15 protein-coding genes are annotated in these 17375 nt (G+C 56.7%); 5 read left to right on the forward strand and 10 right to left on the reverse strand.

All coding sequences use genetic code 11. The annotated features are described in order from the left end of the window. Positions 1 to 56 precede the first annotated feature (56 nt). On the reverse strand, positions 57 to 2858 hold the full coding sequence (gene gyrA, locus QE435_RS21085; RefSeq protein ID WP_309771086.1) for a DNA gyrase subunit A: 2802 nt from the start codon (positions 2856 to 2858) through the stop codon (positions 57 to 59). A gap of 253 nt (positions 2859 to 3111) precedes the next feature. Between gyrA and QE435_RS21090 the strand changes: the two genes are divergently transcribed. Then, the gene (locus QE435_RS21090; RefSeq protein WP_349042558.1) at positions 3112 to 3741 is read left to right on the forward strand and encodes a MarC family protein; all 630 of its coding nucleotides are present in this window, start codon (positions 3112 to 3114) and stop codon (positions 3739 to 3741) included. An 82-nt stretch (positions 3742 to 3823) separates the two neighbouring features. Further along, positions 3824 to 4978, forward strand: a complete 1155-nt coding sequence (locus QE435_RS21095) for an HPP family protein (RefSeq protein ID WP_349042559.1) — start codon at positions 3824 to 3826, stop codon at positions 4976 to 4978. Between the two features lie 32 nt (positions 4979 to 5010). Here the strand turns inward: QE435_RS21095 and QE435_RS21100 are convergent, their stop codons facing one another. Beyond that, the gene (locus tag QE435_RS21100) at positions 5011 to 6213 is read right to left on the reverse strand and encodes a D-Ala-D-Ala carboxypeptidase family metallohydrolase (protein ID WP_349042924.1); all 1203 of its coding nucleotides are present in this window, start codon (positions 6211 to 6213) and stop codon (positions 5011 to 5013) included. A 145-nt stretch (positions 6214 to 6358) separates the two neighbouring features. Further along, on the reverse strand, positions 6359 to 6799 hold the full coding sequence (gloA, locus tag QE435_RS21105; protein ID WP_349042560.1) for a lactoylglutathione lyase: 441 nt from the start codon (positions 6797 to 6799) through the stop codon (positions 6359 to 6361). Positions 6800 to 7029: 230 nt separating this feature from the next. Here gloA and QE435_RS21110 point away from each other — a divergent pair, with 230 nt between their 5' ends. Both QE435_RS21110 and QE435_RS21115 read left to right on the forward strand, forming a co-directional pair. Further along, complete coding sequence (locus QE435_RS21110) at positions 7030 to 7608, forward strand: cold-shock protein (protein WP_306932933.1); 579 nt, start codon at positions 7030 to 7032, stop codon at positions 7606 to 7608. Further along, positions 7608 to 8081, forward strand: coding sequence for a DUF192 domain-containing protein (locus QE435_RS21115; protein ID WP_349042561.1), 474 nt, complete (start codon positions 7608 to 7610; stop codon positions 8079 to 8081). Before QE435_RS21110 ends, QE435_RS21115 begins: the two co-directional genes overlap by 1 nt. Before the next feature lie 128 nt (positions 8082 to 8209). Here QE435_RS21115 and QE435_RS21120 read toward each other — a convergent pair whose 3' ends face one another. Next, positions 8210 to 8458 carry a BON domain-containing protein gene (locus QE435_RS21120; protein WP_062427358.1) on the reverse strand — a complete coding sequence of 83 codons (249 nt, stop codon included), beginning with the start codon at positions 8456 to 8458 and terminating at the stop codon, positions 8210 to 8212. Between the two features lie 190 nt (positions 8459 to 8648). Between QE435_RS21120 and QE435_RS21125 the strand changes: the two genes are divergently transcribed. Further along, complete coding sequence (locus QE435_RS21125) at positions 8649 to 8918, forward strand: DUF982 domain-containing protein (RefSeq protein WP_306932937.1); 270 nt, start codon at positions 8649 to 8651, stop codon at positions 8916 to 8918. 50 nt (positions 8919 to 8968) lie between these two features. On the opposite strand, the gene QE435_RS21130 is transcribed toward QE435_RS21125, so the two are convergent. From QE435_RS21130 to QE435_RS21155, 6 genes are all read right to left on the reverse strand, one after another. Then, complete coding sequence (locus QE435_RS21130; protein WP_349042562.1) at positions 8969 to 9919, reverse strand: phosphatase PAP2 family protein; 951 nt, start codon at positions 9917 to 9919, stop codon at positions 8969 to 8971. Positions 9920 to 9978: 59 nt separating this feature from the next. After that, positions 9979 to 10320 (reverse strand): AzlD domain-containing protein, encoded by a 342-nt coding sequence (locus tag QE435_RS21135; RefSeq protein ID WP_349042563.1) that lies wholly within the window; start codon positions 10318 to 10320, stop codon positions 9979 to 9981. Further along, positions 10317 to 11072, reverse strand: coding sequence for an AzlC family ABC transporter permease (locus tag QE435_RS21140; protein ID WP_349042564.1), 756 nt, complete (start codon positions 11070 to 11072; stop codon positions 10317 to 10319). Before QE435_RS21140 ends, QE435_RS21135 begins: the two co-directional genes overlap by 4 nt. Positions 11073 to 11348: 276 nt before the next feature. Then, positions 11349 to 13847 carry an ATP-dependent Clp protease ATP-binding subunit ClpA gene (gene clpA, locus QE435_RS21145; protein WP_349042565.1) on the reverse strand — a complete coding sequence of 833 codons (2499 nt, stop codon included), beginning with the start codon at positions 13845 to 13847 and terminating at the stop codon, positions 11349 to 11351. A gap of 10 nt (positions 13848 to 13857) precedes the next feature. Then, a complete protein-coding gene (gene clpS, locus QE435_RS21150) occupies positions 13858 to 14211 on the reverse strand; it encodes an ATP-dependent Clp protease adapter ClpS (RefSeq protein WP_062427364.1) in 354 nt (117 codons plus the stop codon). Between the two features lie 303 nt (positions 14212 to 14514). Then, positions 14515 to 17121, reverse strand: coding sequence for a response regulator (locus tag QE435_RS21155; protein WP_349042566.1), 2607 nt, complete (start codon positions 17119 to 17121; stop codon positions 14515 to 14517). Between the last annotated feature and the right edge of the window lie 254 nt (positions 17122 to 17375).

Raw genomic sequence — 17375 nt, forward strand, 5'->3', positions numbered from 1 at the left:
GATCCTAGAGCGACCGTTTGAAAAAGGATGCGGCGGCTGGCGCCACACCCCACAGCTTACTCGGCAGAACCGTCCGTGTCGGACGCAGGAGCCGCGTCGCCACTGGTCAGATCCTCAGCGCCTTCGATCAGCGCCTCGACTTCATCTTCGCCTTCCGGCTCGTTGATGCGCTCGACGGAGACAACCTTCTCATCCTTGGCGGTGGAGAAGATGGTGACGCCCTTTGTCGCACGGCTGGCGATACGGATGCCGTTGACGGGCACGCGGATCAACTGACCACCATCGGAGACCAGCATGATCTGGTCGCTATCCTCGACGGGGAAGGCTGCGACGAGTTCGCCAATCTCCGACGTCTTCGACGTATCGGTCGCGCGGATACCCTTGCCACCGCGTCCCGAGGTGCGGAAGTCGTAAGACGACGAACGCTTGCCGTAACCCTTCTCGGAGACGGTGAGAACGAACTGCTCGCGGCTCTTGAGTTCCTGATAGCGGGCTTCGCTGAGTTCACCCTCTTCCGTGACCTCCTCGCCAACAAGCGCGATATCTTCCTCATCGACACCTGCCGCACGACGCTCTGCTGCGGACCGCTTGAGATAGGCTGCCCGCTCCCAAGGCTCTGCATCGCTGCTGCTGACGATGGTCATCGAAATGATCCGGTCGCCCTCGCCCATATTGATGCCGCGCACGCCCACAGAGTTGCGGCCAGCAAAGACGCGCACGTCGTCCACGGGGAAGCGGATGCACTGGCCAAGCGCCGTCGTCAGCAACACGTCGTCCCGATCGGTGCAGGTCTCGACGGAGAGGATTTCATCGCCCTCTTCATCGAGCTTCATCGCGATCTTGCCGTTACGGTTGACCTGAACGAAGTCGGAAAGCTTGTTGCGACGAACCGTTCCACGCGTGGTGGAGAACATCACGTCGAGGGTTTCCCAGGTCGTCTCGTCTTCAGGCAGCGGCATGATGGTGGTGATGCGTTCACCGGCTTCCAGCGGCAGCATGTTGATCAGCGCTTTGCCCTTGGACTGCGGCGTACCGATCGGCAGACGCCAGACCTTCTCCTTGTAGACGATGCCACGCGAGGAGAAGAACAGAACCGGTGTGTGGGTATTGGCGACGAAGAGACGGTTGACGAAGTCCTCGTCGCGCGTTGCCATGCCAGAGCGGCCCTTGCCGCCGCGGCGCTGCGCCTTGTAGGTGGTCAGCGGCACGCGCTTGATGTAACCCAGATGCGACACGGTCACGACCATGTCTTCGCGGGCGATGAGGTCTTCATCGTCCATGTCAGGGCCGCCCTCGATGATCTCCGAGCGGCGCGGCGTGCCGAATTCTTCACGAATGGCGGCAAGCTCGTCCTTGACGATCTGCTGGATGCGGATGCGCGAGGACAGGATTTCGAGGTATTCGCTAATCTCGGCGCCGATCTTGTTCAACTCGTCGCCGATTTCATCGCGGCCAAGTGCCGTTAGGCGTGCCAAGCGCAGTTCGAGGATCGCGCGGGCCTGCTCTTCCGAGAGGTTATAGGTGCCATCTTCGTTGATGCGGTGACGCGGATCGTCGATCAGAAGGATCAGGCTTTCCACTTCGGCTGCTGGCCAACGGCGGGTCATCAGCTCTTCACGGGCAGAGGCCGGGTCCGGCGCCTGACGGATCACGCGAATGACTTCGTCGATATTGGCGACGGCGATAGCGAGACCCACCAACACATGCGCACGGTCGCGCGCCTTACGAAGCAGGTACTTGGTGCGGCGGCTGACGACATCCTCACGGAAGGAGACGAAAGCGCGCAGCATGTCGAGCAACGTCATCTGCTCCGGCTTGCCGCCGTTCAGCGCCACCATGTTGCAGCCAAACGAGGTCTGCAGTGGCGTGTAGCGGTAAAGCTGGTTGAGGATCACTTCCGCATTGGCGTCGCGCTTCAGTTCGACCACGACACGGTAGCCCTGGCGGTCGGATTCGTCGCGCAGGTCGGAGATACCCTCGATGCGCTTTTCCTTCACCAGTTCGGCCATCTTTTCAATCATCGACGCCTTGTTCACCTGGAAGGGAACTTCGGTGATGATGATCTGCTCGCGGTCACCGCGCATCGGCTCGATGGTGGCGCGCCCGCGCATGATGACCGAGCCACGGCCCGTTTCATAAGCTGAGCGAATGCCGGAGCGGCCCATGATAAACGCGCCCGTCGGGAAGTCCGGACCTGGAATGATCTGCATCAGTTCCGGCAGCTCGATTTCCGGCTTGTCGATGAGCGCGATACAGCCATCGATAACTTCTGACAGGTTGTGCGGCGGAATATTCGTCGCCATGCCGACGGCGATGCCGCCTGCCCCGTTGACCAGAAGGTTCGGAAACTTGGCAGGCACCACGACCGGCTCCTGCAAGGTGCCGTCATAGTTGTCTCGGAAATCGACGGTTTCCTTGTCCAGATCATCGAGCAGCGAATGCGCGGCCTTCTGCAGGCGGCATTCGGTGTAACGCTCGGCTGCTGGCGGATCGCCATCGATAGAGCCGAAATTGCCTTGGCCGTCGATGAGAGGAAGGCGCAAGGACCAATCCTGCGCCATACGGGCCAATGCGTCGTAGATAGCAGCGTTGCCGTGCGGATGGTACTTACCCATCACGTCACCGGTGACGCGGGCGCATTTGACGTATTTCTTGTTCCAGTCGATGCCGAGTTCCGACATGCCATAAAGAATACGGCGATGAACTGGCTTCAACCCGTCACGGACATCAGGCAGCGCGCGCGAGACGATAACGCTCATGGCGTAATCGAGATACGACCGCTGCATTTCCTCCATGATGGAAATTGGTTCAATGCCTGGCGGAAGCTTTCCGCCGCCGGGGGGGCTCTGGTCAGTCAAAACGGATCACATTCTCTGTTAAGAATCGGATGGATTTTTATAACGGAAATGGCGTCCGCACGCCAATTTCTCCGCCGGTTTTGAACAGTCTTTTACGTCATTTACAAGACGATACACAGTTTTCTGCAGGCATCAGAGCAAAAGCCGAGGCCGGGGGTTCCAATAGCGCTTCCTCTTACCGAGCATTACGCTAAAACAGGTCACAGACACCTGTAAACGCCAGGAACCGGGTGGGATCAGAACAGGGGAAGGCATGGCAAGCACGGAACTCTTCATCAATGCCCTGACGACAATGCTCGTCACACTCGATCCACCGGGACTGGCACCTGTCTTCCTGGCGCTGACCATGGGCATGACCCGCGCTCAGCGCGGACAGGTTGCCTTGCGAGGTTCGTTGATCGGCTTCGGAATCCTCGCCGTATTCGCTCTGTTCGGCGCGTCCATCCTGCAACTGCTCGGCATATCGCTTGGCGCGTTTAGGATATCCGGTGGTCTACTGCTTTTCTGGATTTCCTTCGAAATGATTTTCGAGAAGCGGCAGGAGCGAAAGGAGAAGACGTCCGAAGTCGCGGTCACCCAGGATCACATCCAGAACATCGCTGTGTTCCCTTTGGCACTGCCCCTCATCGCCGGTCCGGGCGCAATCTCCGCCACCGTGCTGATCTCCGGCACGATGGAGACGAGCTTCGATAAAGCCCTCTTCATATTGCTGCTCGCCTTCAGCATGGTCATCGTCTTTGCCGCGCTGCTTGCAGCCGATCGGCTGGACCGCTTCCTCGGCAACACCGGCCGCGCCATCCTCACTCGCCTGCTCGGTGTGCTGCTCGCAGCGCTTTCCGTCCAGTTCGTGGTGGACGGAGTAAAATCTGTCATGAACGGCTGATTTTAAAGGCGATATCTCCGCGACAGAATTTTCATTTCTGGGTAAAAGCCCAGTCCGAAGGCCATCTGCATTTGGAAAGAAAATGAAAAACCTGTTGCGGCTCATCCTGCCGGAAGCGACACCCGTCAGCTACAAGGAGCGTTTTCGTGCAAGTGCAGGCGCATGGATCGGCATCCTCCTCGCAAGCCTGATCGGATACGTCGTCGTCGGCGCGGGTCTTTCACTCCCTGTCTTGATCGCGCCCATGGGGGCGTCTGCCGTGTTGCTCTTTGCCGTCCCCTCCAGTCCACTGGCGCAGCCGTGGTCGATCCTTGGCGGTAACACCGTTGCGGCGCTGATCGGCGTCACAATCGCTCTTATCGTGCCTCAGCCCGTTTTCGCTGCCGCTCTGGCAATTGCAATTGCTATCGGTGCGATGATCAGCCTGCGATGCCTTCACCCGCCCAGCGGGGCGGTGGCACTGACCGCTGTTCTGGGCGGCCCTGCGATCCACGACCTTGGCTACGGATTCGTTTTCTGGCCGGTCCTTGGCAATTCGGTGGCGCTTCTGGTGCTCGCGGTCCTCTATAACAATTTTACCGGACGGCCCTACCCGCATTCCATCCGTCCCCAAGCGACAGCGCATGGAATGAAGGATCCAGCACCGAGAGAGCGGATCGGCTTTTCCTCTGCCGATCTGGACGACGTGCTGAAGGACTATGACCAGGTTCTCGACATCGATCGTGACGACCTTGAAACAATTCTGCGCCGCACAGAGCTCCGGTCCTATCGCCGACGCGCGACCCATCTCGATTGCGCCAGCATCATGTCCCGAGATGTCATTGGCGTAGCGCCAGACGATTCGCTGAGAAACGCCCATGGTCTGATGCGCAGCCGCAACGTCAAAGCACTGCCTGTAACAAACGATGTGGCGGAAGTCGTGGGTATCGTCACCCAGACGGATTTCCTCGACAAGGCGAATTGGACCAATGGCCGCCCACGCATCGGCCTCCTTCAACGGTTACGACTAATTGGCACTGGCAAGCCAGCACCCAATGACACGGTCAAAGACATCATGACGTCCCCTGTAAAGACAGTCTCGCCGAAGACGGCCATCGAGGACGCCATTGTCATCTTCGCCGAACAGGGCCTGCATTATTTGCCGGTGGTGGACGCCAATCACAAACTCGCGGGGATGATTTCCCAATCAGACGTCCTGGTACGAATGCTGGCCGACAGGGCAGCTTCGACACATTAAAAACTGGCGCGGCGTTGATGGGCTTGGCCGGATCAGCTGCTGGTGCTGGTTCTACGGCAAGGCCAGTTCCAGTCCCGGCTTTCACCTATATCCATATGAACCGATTCCGTGTGGCAATAGGTGCCGACGCCGCCCCTCCCGGGCAAAGAGCGCAAATACTCTGCAAGATCCCACTTTGAGATGCCCTTGATCTGAATGTCCACCGCCTCACAGGTGAAGTGCTTCGATCCGTGCGTGGCGCCCTTCGGCGGGCGGTAGCCGGAAGTGATGATCGCGGGCTTGCGATAATGGGATTCGAGCTGCTTGATCCGACGGACAAGCTCTGGCTTCAGGCATCCGACATTCACTTGGTTCGTCTGCAAGACGAGCCCATTGGGTGCGATACGCGTCAATCCAGACATAGATGCCAGTTTCATCAAACCGGTAGGCTTGTCGTCATCGTCGTCAAGATGGCTTTCGTCAAAAGACACCGAAGCCTTACGGCTGGAGGCAACGGCGGGCTGCGCCAAGCCACCTGGTGCCACTACAGCATCCTGTCCCACTGCACCACGCTTTTTGGGAACGCCAGCGAATAAGGCGGCGGCCATTGGGATGTTCTGCGGACCCTGCGACGGCTCCTCGTCCGGCGAGGACTTGTCGCTCGCAAGGGAATTTGTCGGGACGGTGGTGGAAGCCGCAGGAACTGCATTGGACGACTGGTCTTGAGGAGTTTGCGGTGCAGGCTCCACAGGGGCGTGGCCTTGGGAAGAATAAACGCTCTTCAGAGCGGGCACGATCCGCCGCGTTGGAGCATAGGCTGGAACGCTGTCCATATCTGCTTGGCCAGTTTGCGCAGCGCCGCCGGAGAAAATGCTTTGGGACCCAGCAGCAACACCCGTTGGCTGCATGGCATACGCCCCATTTGGCTGGTTCGGGCTGTTCTCGACTGCCTGCTGCTGTGGCGCCTGTGATGCGCCGCTCTGCATGGATTGAGCTGCTGATTTACCGGTAGCCGCCGACACCATTCTGGGATCGACGTAACCCGGTCGAGCAGCCTGCCCATCGGCAGGCGCGGCGGACTGCGTTCCAACTGAGGCTTGCTCGGGTGCCAGAGCCGCCGGGTCTAGAACCGCCGCAACATCCTTGCCATCTGTCTTTGACGAAACACAACCCGATAGCAATAGGAGCGACACGGCGACTGATGAGGCGATCGCTACTGCGCCGCGCGATCGTCGTCGCTGCTGACCAGTCTCCATTTTCAAAAGGAAAAACCTCCGCGTCCTGCGCTATGACCGCACCGAAAACCCTCCCATTTCGTCAGCGCTTCACGCCAAACCGAAACTACAGGACTCGCTGGTCGACCACGGCGAAACGCGGAGGATTGCGTGTCTGCCTGCGGTCTTACCAGGAACCGGTGTTCGCCATAGATATCCATGGCTCGGCTGGTGCCAGGCTTGTGCCCTTTTGCAATATCTCGATGGAGATGCCATCGGGCGAGCGAACGAAGGCCATATGCCCATCACGCGGCGGGCGGTTGATGGTGACGCCAGCTGCCTGCAGCTTGGCGCAGATCTCGTAGATATCGTCCACCTCATAGGCCAGATGACCGAAATTACGTCCGCCGCCGTAATCCTCGGTGTCCCAGTTATAGGTCAGCTCGAGAGCCGGTGCCTTGTTCTCCGTTGCCGCTTTCACGTCGTCGCGCGCAGCGAGGAATACGAGGGTAAACCGGCCCTTCTCATTTTCAATGCGGCGAATTTCCTGCAAACCGAAAATGTCAGAGTAGAATTCGAGCGACGCCTTCAGGTCTTTGACACGAACCATGGTGTGTAGATAACGCATTATATATTCCTCTCATATGTAACGTTCGGCTTAGGGGCGCGACCCTAGAGCTTTTAACGCGAAGACGGAAACGTTTTAGACGATGCCCGTCAGCCTTGAGCAAGCCCTGATCGTTAAAAACCGCTCTTGAAACTGAAAACTAGGACTTGCGTATAACCGTTACTGCAATGTTAATCTCTTAGTAGGGAATCAGTTGACCGGTAGTGGTGCGTATTGAGGGGCTGGGCAAAATGGCTGATAGAATGTCGTCGAAGAGCGTCGCCGAATTCGAAGATTTTTCTGGCGATGCCGTTGACCTGATCGAGATCACCGGCGTCGTTAAATGGTTCGACGTGGCAAAAGGTTTCGGCTTCATTGTGCCGGACAACGGTATGCAGGACGTCCTTCTGCACGTGTCTTGCCTGCGGCGCGACGGCTACCAGACCATTCTGGAGGGCACGAGGATCGTTGCTCTCATCCAGCGGCGGGACCGTGGCTATCAGGCGTTTCGCATTCTCTCAATGGATCAGTCGACGGCTGTTCATCCATCCCAGATGCCGCCGGTTCGTACTCATGTTCACGTGACGCCCCACAGCGGCCTCGAGCGCGCCATCGTCAAGTGGTTCAACCGGACCAAGGGTTTCGGCTTCCTGACGCGTGGCGAAGGAACCGAGGACATCTTCATCCACATGGAAACACTGCGCCGCTTCGGCCTTACCGAGCTTCGTCCTGGACAGGTGGTTCTTGTGCGCTACGGTGATGGCGACAAGGGGTTGATGGCTGCCGAGGTACATCCCGACAATCCAGCCAGAATTGGAATGGCGCACTGATGACCCGCTCTGACATTCGTTGTATTACAAGCGCCTTTTGGGCGCTTCTCTTTTTTGTGGCGTCTCTTGCAGGCGCCACGGCTCAAGAGACCTTTCCAAGCGAAAAGCTCGAGATCATCAGCACTGCGGGCAAAACACAAACGTTCACGGTGGAAGTCGCGAACAGCGACAGTCAGCGCCAGCAAGGGCTGATGTTTCGCAAGTCCATGAGCGACGATCACGGGATGCTGTTTGATTTCAAAGAAGACAGAGATGTCATGATGTGGATGAAGAACACCTTCATCCCACTCGACATGCTCTTCATTTCCAAGGCAGGAAAAATCACCCACATCCACACAAACGCGGTGCCCCATTCTGAGGACATCATCAGTTCAAATGGACCGGTGCGCTATGTTCTGGAACTGAATGGCGGCGCTGCGAAGAAGCTCGGTATCACCGTTGGCGACACGGTGAGAACAGCACAGATCAGATAAAATCTCTAAATAATCCGGGCGAGAGATCGCCAACGCGCCTTGTTAGATGGGTGCGAAATATGCAACCCAGTCTTCACCAGCATATTTGTTTACGATCAAGCCGGGCAGCTAGGCCCGGCTCTTGATTTTCAGTAAACTGGCTCTACATGGCTAAGAATACGGCAGTTCGAAATGGACGACGCCAGACTAATGGCCGTCTCGATCGCCTCGACGGAATCGGCAGTTCCCTGCAGATAGATAACGTCGTTTTCAGCTGTTGCTGAGATGTTGGATTTCTCAAGGCCCGATTCGAAGGCCAGAGCAGATGTGATTGCCTGACAAACGCCAGCCATGCGGTCGCCGAAAAAGCTTTCCTGAATTCCAGACAGATTGAACATAATCGGGCCTCCTTCATTAAGAGCAGTGTTAACGCGCGAACAGATCTTTTGTTCATCTCCGGTTCATGTGTTCGTTCATTTTCCATTCATCTTTGAAAAAAAGAAACCCCTAATGTGTTCACTTTTTACGTGATCGGGAACCGAATCGTGAGGCTGGGGTTAGTCGTGCGCGGTGAGAGAGGAGAACGCGATGCTTATTCATAACTCAGAGCCTTGCCATCACGCGCAGTGGTGCAAGCCTGTCGCAGTCCATCTACCCATGTGCGCGGCTATAGAAATATACAGCCCGCTCGTAGCGCTTGAGATGCTCACATATCGCTGGCCCGACGAGCACGGTCCCGAATACGAATTAGCCAAAAAGCAGTGCCTGGATGCAGTGGCTGGCCGCTGTGATCTTGAAGCAGCCCGAGAGGCATTCCTGCTCGCAAGCAGCCGAGCACACGTCTTGACCGTCCACTAACGAGGGCATGCATATCGGAAGTTGGGGGAGCGCGTTCGACGCTCCCTTTTTTAGTTTGGCGTTTGCGTCTCAACGCCTGGAGACGGACGCGCGGATTCATGCCCGTCGGCTTCCATTCGATCAAGAAGCCAACGAGCCGACGGGCAGATAAACGCGAAGGCGAGCATTCCCCCAACAATATCACAAAGGTGATGACCGCCTTGTACGAGCACGGCCGGGATCATGGTCAGATTGATAGCGATAGAAACCGCTACTAGGAAGCGATAACGAGGAACGAACCACACTGACATGGCCGCCATGAAGATGTGAAACGACGGGAATGCAATCAAGCCAAGGACGGAGGCTGGACTTAGATAAGTTGGTCCTTCACCGCCGAGCTGTATCAACTCCTTCCCGTAGTACGGGGTGACGGCGAGAGGAATAGTCTCAAGGACCCACTCGGGCAAATCTTGATAGGCACTGGGACCGTAACTTGGAAAGAAAATCCAAAAGATGATACCCGCGAGAGCCCCGAGCACACCCGTCAGCAGGAAATGTTGGAGCCGTCGATAGTCGCCACTAAAACCTAAGATGATGATCGTGAGCAAAAGCTGCGGCAGCGATGTCGTGTATACGATGAAGAGTGCCCTCCCGATCAACGGGACGTGCGCCACAAGTTCTACAGCACTGCGCCAGTCGTATCCAATCACGCCATCGATATGAATAAGTGCGTGGTCGATCGTCGGATATTGGATCGGCAGAAACATGTAATTGAAAACAGAACCGCAGATGGAAAACAGGATGAACAAACTTGCCGAGATCAGTGCGGCAGCCATCCTCTCCTCTCTCTTCTTCGATCGGTAAATGTGGCCAAGAAGGAGCAGTCCACCGCCAATTACCAGTGACAGGCTGTAACCAGCGACATCCAAGCCAACGCCTTTGACCGCGACTAGAACAAGATCGACGGCAAACAGCGCGCATATGATCGAAAAGACGAAGCGTTCTGCCCTTAGAAAATACAACGGAAGAATCCTTGCTGGAAATACGCAGCAAGATGTTAGGGCGCCAGACTTAACATCCTCTATAGACCAAGGAGGAGAAGGCCAACCGCGAGGACTGCGATCGGCACGATAACCCCCACGATGACGCGCTGACCGCTTGCAAGAAACGCAATGAATCCGATGAGAGCAGCACCGATTCTAAGCTCCATAGGCGAGTGGGACAGCGCCCCCGTTGGGAAAACGACGAGTTTCGCTGTCACCGCCATCACCAGCGCCGTGGCAACTGCCCTCACCCAATGCAAAGCCTCCGAGTCTTCCTTCAGCTTGTTTCCAGCCACCACCCCAAGCCACCGCCAGATGTCGGTGGCGATCCAACCGGCAAGAGCGATGAAGAGATAGGGGGCCCACCACACGTCTGTCATGGCTCACCCTCCGTCGATGATGGGACAATCTTGCGACGAAACCAGAAGCGGTCGATGAGGTAGGCAAGCGTTCCCCCGCCAATGCCAGCGTAGAGAATGTCAAACTCAGGCTCGATCATGGCGAATAGCGGCCCACCGATGACCCCGATGATGAAGGCCACCTTGACGACTGAGTGCCGCGCTGAGGCCCATATGGAGGAGATAAAATAAACTGGCGTCAGGAAGAACAGCACGCCGGCGACAAGCGGCGGGAAAGCAGCGACCACGCCGTAGCAGATAGCAACGATCGCCGCGTTGATAAGCGTGAGAGTGATGCCGAACCCTGCAAACCACGCCACTCGCGCTTCGCGAGGCACTTTCGTCAGATTTTGCGTCGCATAAACCCAGGCCGTAATCGCCACAAAATGCGAAAGGAACAGCAGCAGCCATATGGGTGTCTTTGCTGTCCGCATATCCGGTACGATGGACGCCACCATGGGCATCATACGGATCGACGACAATGTCACCGCCAGGAAACACGCCGCCATCCCTGCTCCGCTGACCATCGACCCAATCAAAATCATCTTGGCCGGTAAGGCCCAGATGGTCAGCGTCATAAAGACCGCCTCTCCGCGCGTGACGCCGGACTCCAGCGCAAAGGCGCTGAACCCTACAAAAGACGTCATGAGAATAAGCGCAGGAAGCGAAAATATTCCCATCATTCCTCTTGCAAACCAGAGAGGAAGAGAATGCGTGTCATCATATGCAGACATCGGCAGTTCCGGATGCAATCGATAATTTGGCAGGACTTGGGAGAAGCGGTTGGATGCTTCAGCACAAGCCGACGCTTGTCTATCACGCTTTTCAAGATCTGCGCGTCTAAAATGACGCAAGCGGTTTGAAAGGCTGTCCAACAATCTCAGAGATTTGGCTCTCGTGCCATCCTCACCCCTCACGATCCAACGCGTAGACGTCGAGAGTTGAGGCAAAAGAAAAAGCGGCGGAGAATTTTCCCCGCCGCTTATCCGGAATGTCTCCGTTACGTCATATCACTTTTTCTTCGGGACCTTCGGAACGGTGTTGCCCTTGCGACGTGGCTTGGCATCGTCATCCTTTTTGTCGGCATCTGCCACCAAAACCTCGGATTGCTCCTCAACCTTGGAGGCCTTGGCTTTCGCCTTGCCAGGAGACTTCGCAGCCTTCAGCTCAGCTTCAGGCTTCGGCTTGACAGGTGCCGTCTCTGGCAACACGTCGAGTTTCAGGCCGTCCTTGCCGTCTTCCTTCTTGTCCAGGCTGACGCTGACGACGCCACCCTTCTTCAGCTTGCCGAAGAGGATCTCGTTTGCCAGCGGCTTCTTGATGTGTTCCTGGATTACGCGTCCAAGTGGACGCGCACCCATTTTCTCATCATAGCCCTTCTCTGCAAGCCAAGCGACGGCATCGTCGTGCAGATCGAAGGTAACGTTACGTTCGGACAGCTGGGTTTCAAGCTGCATAACGAACTTCTGAACCACCTTGTGAATGACCGCGGTCGGCAACGGAGAGAACGGAATGATCGCATCCAGACGGTTGCGGAATTCCGGTGTGAACAGGCGGTTCAATGCCTCTTCATCTTCGCCCGAGCGCTTGGACGAACCAAAGCCGATGGCAGACTTTGCCATCTCCGACGCGCCCGCATTCGTCGTCATGATCAGGATAACGTTGCGGAAGTCGATCTTCTTGCCGTTATGATCCGTTAGAGACCCGTGATCCATGACCTGCAACAGAATGTTGTAGATATCCGGATGGGCTTTCTCGATTTCGTCCAGCAGCACGACGGAGTGCGGATGCTGATCGACACCGTCTGTCAGAAGACCGCCCTGATCGAAACCGACATAGCCGGGAGGTGCGCCCAGCAGACGAGAGACCGTGTGGCGCTCCATATATTCCGACATGTCAAAGCGCAGCATTTCAACACCCAGCGACGATGCAAGCTGCTTGGCGACCTCGGTCTTGCCAACGCCGGTCGGACCGGAGAAGACATAGGAGCCGATTGGCTTGTTCGGTTCGCGAAGACCCGCACGCGCCAGCTTGATGGCGGTGGAGAGTGCTTCGATGGCCGTGTCCTGACCGTAAACCACCGAGCGCAATTCCCGCTCGAGATTGGCAAGAACCATCTCATCATCTTTCGAGACCGTTTTCGGCGGAATGCGTGCCATGGTCGCGATCGTGACTTCGATTTCCTTCTCGGTGATCAGCTTGCGACGCTTGGAGGCGGGAAGCAGCATCTGAGCCGCACCCGTTTCATCGATCACGTCGATTGCTTTATCGGGAAGCTTGCGGTCGGAAATGTATCGGGCCGACAGCTCCACAGCAGCCTTGATGGCCTCGTTCGTGTAGCGAAGATGATGATACTCTTCAAAATAGGGCTTCAGGCCCTTCATGATTTCGATGGCATCATCGATGGAAGGCTCGTTGACGTCGATCTTCTGGAAACGACGCACCAACGCACGATCCTTCTCGAAGAACTGCCGGTATTCCTTATAGGTCGTCGAACCGATGCAACGGATCGCGCCGGAAGACAGAGCAGGCTTCAAAAGGTTGGACGCATCCATCGCACCGCCGGATGTCGCACCGGCGCCGATCACCGTATGGATCTCGTCGATGAACAGCACGGCACCCGGAAATTCTTCCAGTTCCTTGACGACCTGCTTCAAGCGCTCTTCAAAGTCGCCGCGATAGCGCGTACCGGCAAGCAGCGTGCCCATATCGAGCGAGAAGATGGTGTCGTTGATCAGCGCTTCGGGCACCTTGCCTTCGACGATACGCTTCGCCAAACCTTCGGCAATCGCTGTCTTTCCGACGCCTGGATCGCCGACATAAAGCGGGTTGTTCTTCGAACGACGGCAGAGAACTTGTATCGTGCGGTTGACCTCTTCATGACGGCCGATCAGCGGATCGATCCGGCCGTTGCGGGCCTTGTCATTAAGGTTGACGCAATAGGCCTTCAGCGCATCGGGCTGCTTCTTAGCGCCGGACGCATCGTCCTCCGCGCCACCGTTACGGGCAGCCTTCGGTTCGTTCTCGCCCTCATCCGCACCGCGTGGCGTGCGGGTCTGGGAAGAGCCAGGACGCTTGCCGATACCGTGAGAGATGTAGTTCACCGCGTCGTAGCGGGTCATTTCCTGCTCCTGCAGGAAGTAGGCAGCGTGGCTTTCGCGCTCGGCGAAGATCGCGACGAGTACGTTGGCACCGGTCACTTCTTCGCGGCCGGACGATTGGACATGAATGACGGCGCGCTGAATGACACGCTGGAAGCCCGATGTCGGCTTGGAATCCTCGTCATATCCCGTCACGAGATTGGAGAGTTCATTGTCGACATAGTCGATCACCGTCTTGCGCAAGGTGTCGAGATCGACATTGCATGCGCCCATGACGGCGGCTGCATCGACGTCATCGAGCAGCGCAAGAAGCAGATGTTCGAGCGTCGCATATTCGTGGTGACGCTCATTGGCAAAGGTCAGTGCCTGGTGCAGCGCCTTCTCGAGACTCGGGGAAAAAGTTGGCACGTTGCGATCCTCATTTCTTTTCCATGACGCATTGCAGCGGATGCTGGTGCTGTCGGGCGAAATCCATGACCTGGCTTACTTTTGTCTCTGCGACCTCATAAGTAAAGACCCCACATTCACCGACACCATGCTGATGGACATGCAGCATGATGCGGGTGGCGGCATCCCTGTCCTTCTGGAAAAAACGCTCCAGAATATGAATGACGAACTCCATGGGAGTGTAATCGTCGTTCAAAAGAAGAACACGGTACAAATTCGGTCGTTTCGTCTTAGGCTTGGTGCGGGTGATAACAGACGTGCCGCGGTTCGTACCGCCGTCCTCCCCTTCGCTGTCGCCTTGCATGTAGATCGACTTAACGATCATTTTTCATCATTCTCCAAAATCAAACCCGCAAGCGATGAAGGGTGCGAGCAAGAATTTCGCCTCTTCTTATTTAGGTCTGTATTAGTCGATTTTAAGCCCCTCGCGCTGCACTGCAATCACTAATCTGTTTGCATCCGGCGAAATGTAGAAAGATGTCTGACGGGTTCAGGCTCAAGGGTGAGCCTCCCTCCCATATTTCAACATACAGCGGAGAAATTGTGCGAAAGTTGCGCGGCCCTTTATCGCTGCGCCGTCACTAGACGGTTATTTAGAGACCAGTTTGAAGCCCCAATGCGTGGCGAATTAATTCTCACCGTCCAACATTTCACGCACAGCAACCGCAAGCTGCTTCAGCGAGAACGGCTTTGGCAGGAACCCGAACTTGGCATCGGCCGGCAGATTCTTGGCGAAAGCATCTTCGGCATAGCCGGACACGAAAATGAATTTGAGATCGGGATAGGACTTGCGTAGCTCGCGCAGCAGCGAAGGACCGTCCATCTCGGGCATGACGACGTCGGAGACAACGATATCCACCTTGCCTTCAAGCTCCTCCATCACCTCCAGCGCTTCGGTGCCGGAACCGGCTTCGTGGACAGTATAGCCGCGCGTTTCCAGCATGCGTTTGCCACCGCGGCGTACCGCCTCTTCGTCCTCCACCAGCAGTACCACGGCAGACTTGCCGGTAAGATCGAGCGGTTCGTCCTTGGTTTCGGGCTTTGCAACGACGGCTTGCGCCGCCTGCTGGCCCTCTGCACCCTCGGCAACCGGCACGGACTGCACAGCCTCGACGACATGGCGCGGTAGCAGGATACGGAAAGCAGTTCCCTTCCCAACTTCCGATTCCGGATAGATGAAGCCGCCGGACTGCTTGACGATGCCATAGACCATGGAAAGGCCAAGTCCTGTTCCCTTGCCCACTTCCTTGGTGGTGAAGAAGGGCTCGAAAATCTTGTCCATGATCTCGGGCGGAATACCCGTACCGGTATCGGCAACCTCGACCATCACCATGTCTTCGGCCGGAAGCTCGCTCTTGCCGAAAGCCGCAACGTCCGAGGCCAGGAGATTGCGCGTGGTCACCTTGATTTTGCCGCCATCAGGCATCGCGTCGCGGGCATTGACGCAGAGATTGATCATCACCTGTTCGAACTGTGACAGGTCGGTCTTTACCGGCCAGAGATCGCGCCCATAATCCACTTCCAACTTTACATTGGTACCGGAGATTAGCCGGTCGACCAGCATGCGCAGATCGCCGATCACGTCGGTCAGATTGAGCACGGCAGGTCGCATTGTCTGTTTGCGTGAGAAGGCAAGCAATTGCCGAACCAATACGGCGGCGCGGTTGGCATTGCGCTTGATTTCCATCAGGTCGGCAAAGCTCGCATCCGCCGGCCGTGCCTGCAGCAACAAATGATCTGACGACAGCAGAATGGCGGTCAGAACATTGTTGAAGTCATGCGCGATACCGCCCGCCAGCGTGCCGACGGCATTCATCTTCTGCGTCTGCGCCATCTGGGTTTCGAGCGCTTTTTGCTCGGTCACCTCAATGGCGTAGACGATCGCCATCTCTTCCGGCGCCTCGTCATTCTGGTCAATCACCGCATTGACGTAAAATCGGAAGTGACGCGCCTCATCCTTTGGGTGGCGAGAGTCGAATGGCGGAATATCGCCTTGCCGATCCTTGGCGGCGCTCATAGCATGGGCGAGCTTCGCCTTCTCATTATCATGCAGCACCGTCTCAAAGGGAACGGCATTCTCGATATCATCGCGACTGACGACACCAGAAAAAAGCTTCAGGAACGGCGCATTGGTGCGCAAGATGCGTCCCTCGCCATCCAACGACGCGATGGCCATTGGCGTATTGTTGAAGAAGCGGGTGAACCGCATCGCCGATGACGATTCCGCGTTCTCTTGCCCTTTGGGCCGCATCAGAACCAGTGTCCGGCTTTCACCAGGGGCGCCGTCGCGCGCCGCCGTCACTTGGTGAACGAGGCGTGCTGGCATGCTCTGTCCGTTGACCCGACGCATGTCGAGATCGAGCATTTCGGTCCGGTTGCTACCCGCGTGTGGCTGAACCGACTCGATCAGCGCCATGCCCTCGCCTGCGACGATATCGGAGACATTCAGTGAGCCTGGGGAGAACTGCGCAAGATCGATGCCGAGCCATTCGGACAGCGTGGCGTTGAGATAAACGATATCGCCCTTGCGGCCAGCGGAAAAGAAGCCGGCGGGGGCGTGGTCGAGATAATCGATGGCGTTTTGCAATTCGCGGAAGAAACGTTCCTGATCCTCGCGCTCGGCAGTGATATCGGCAATCTGAAAGACATGCAGATCCTGGCCGTTGACCTCCTTCAGCAAGCGCGCCTTGAGCCGGAACCAGCGCGGGCCAAGCTGGCCGGCTGCTGATTGGCTGAGAGGCTTGAGAAGACGGAACTCCTCGTAACCGTCCCGTCCCTCACGCAATCCGTTGATGAGGCGATAGAGCGCTTCCGTCGATTCCCGGTCACGCGAAAGAAGTTGTTCAAGGCTCTGTATGTCCGTCGCCCTTGTCGCGCCGGTCATCTGGCAATAGGTGGCGTTGGCATAGACCAGACGCCCCTTGGTATCGGTGATCAGTGTGCCATCGGGATGCGACGAGAGAAACCGCCGCGCCATTCCGTCGGACTGCGACTGTGGCATGACCTCTATAAAACCAATTACCGAAGAGACGAGGAAGAAAATCCCAAGCATGGCGAGCACGCCCAGAATGCCGAGCACGATCTCGTTCTCAAGAGAATCCTTGAAATAAACGAAAGCTACGGCCGCAGCGACAAGCACAAGAGCCAGCAGCAGGATGCGAAGCACGGTGGCGGAACGCCCACGCCTGTCCACCAAGGGGAAGTCGTTATCAGTGGTTTGACGCACCTTGGTCATCGAGGTTTTTACCCTTGCAGTTCTGCTGGTGGGATGAATTTGACATTTGCTACCCATACGCGGCGATCTCGAGAATCAGATGTCAAGTTCGCAAACTCCACTAGAAACAAAAACTTACTAGTGGTCTTGAAGATTTTGACATTTGCTCTCGAGTCCTCTGCAAGCGGTAGCAAATGTCAAAATCAGACCACTAGCTGTTGTGACATGACGAAAAACAGCCGCCTCGCACGGAATCGCTTCTATATCCTTGTAGC

The sequence above is a fragment of the Agrobacterium sp. SORGH_AS 787 genome, from assembly GCF_030819035.1.
Lineage (GTDB): Bacteria > Pseudomonadota > Alphaproteobacteria > Rhizobiales > Rhizobiaceae > Agrobacterium > Agrobacterium larrymoorei_B.

Bases quoted from the DNA above. Each gene is read 5' to 3' on its own strand.
- QE435_RS21140 (WP_349042564.1), bottom strand. From the start codon at position 11,072: ATGTCTGCATATGATGACACGCATTCTCTTCCTCTCTGGTTTGCAAGA.
- QE435_RS21135 (WP_349042563.1), bottom strand. From the start codon at position 10,320: ATGACAGACGTGTGGTGGGCCCCCTATCTCTTCATCGCTCTTGCCGGT.
- QE435_RS21120 (WP_062427358.1), bottom strand. From the start codon at position 8,458: ATGTTCAATCTGTCTGGAATTCAGGAAAGCTTTTTCGGCGACCGCATG.
- gloA (WP_349042560.1), bottom strand. From the start codon at position 6,799: ATGCGTTATCTACACACCATGGTTCGTGTCAAAGACCTGAAGGCGTCG.
- QE435_RS21110 (WP_306932933.1), top strand. From the start codon at position 7,030: ATGGCTGATAGAATGTCGTCGAAGAGCGTCGCCGAATTCGAAGATTTT.
- QE435_RS21095 (WP_349042559.1), top strand. From the start codon at position 3,824: ATGAAAAACCTGTTGCGGCTCATCCTGCCGGAAGCGACACCCGTCAGC.
- QE435_RS21090 (WP_349042558.1), top strand. From the start codon at position 3,112: ATGGCAAGCACGGAACTCTTCATCAATGCCCTGACGACAATGCTCGTC.
- clpS (WP_062427364.1), bottom strand. From the start codon at position 14,211: ATGATCGTTAAGTCGATCTACATGCAAGGCGACAGCGAAGGGGAGGAC.
- QE435_RS21155 (WP_349042566.1), bottom strand. From the start codon at position 17,121: ATGACCAAGGTGCGTCAAACCACTGATAACGACTTCCCCTTGGTGGAC.
- QE435_RS21115 (WP_349042561.1), top strand. From the start codon at position 7,608: ATGACCCGCTCTGACATTCGTTGTATTACAAGCGCCTTTTGGGCGCTT.
- QE435_RS21125 (WP_306932937.1), top strand. From the start codon at position 8,649: ATGCTTATTCATAACTCAGAGCCTTGCCATCACGCGCAGTGGTGCAAG.
- QE435_RS21100 (WP_349042924.1), bottom strand. From the start codon at position 6,213: ATGGAGACTGGTCAGCAGCGACGACGATCGCGCGGCGCAGTAGCGATC.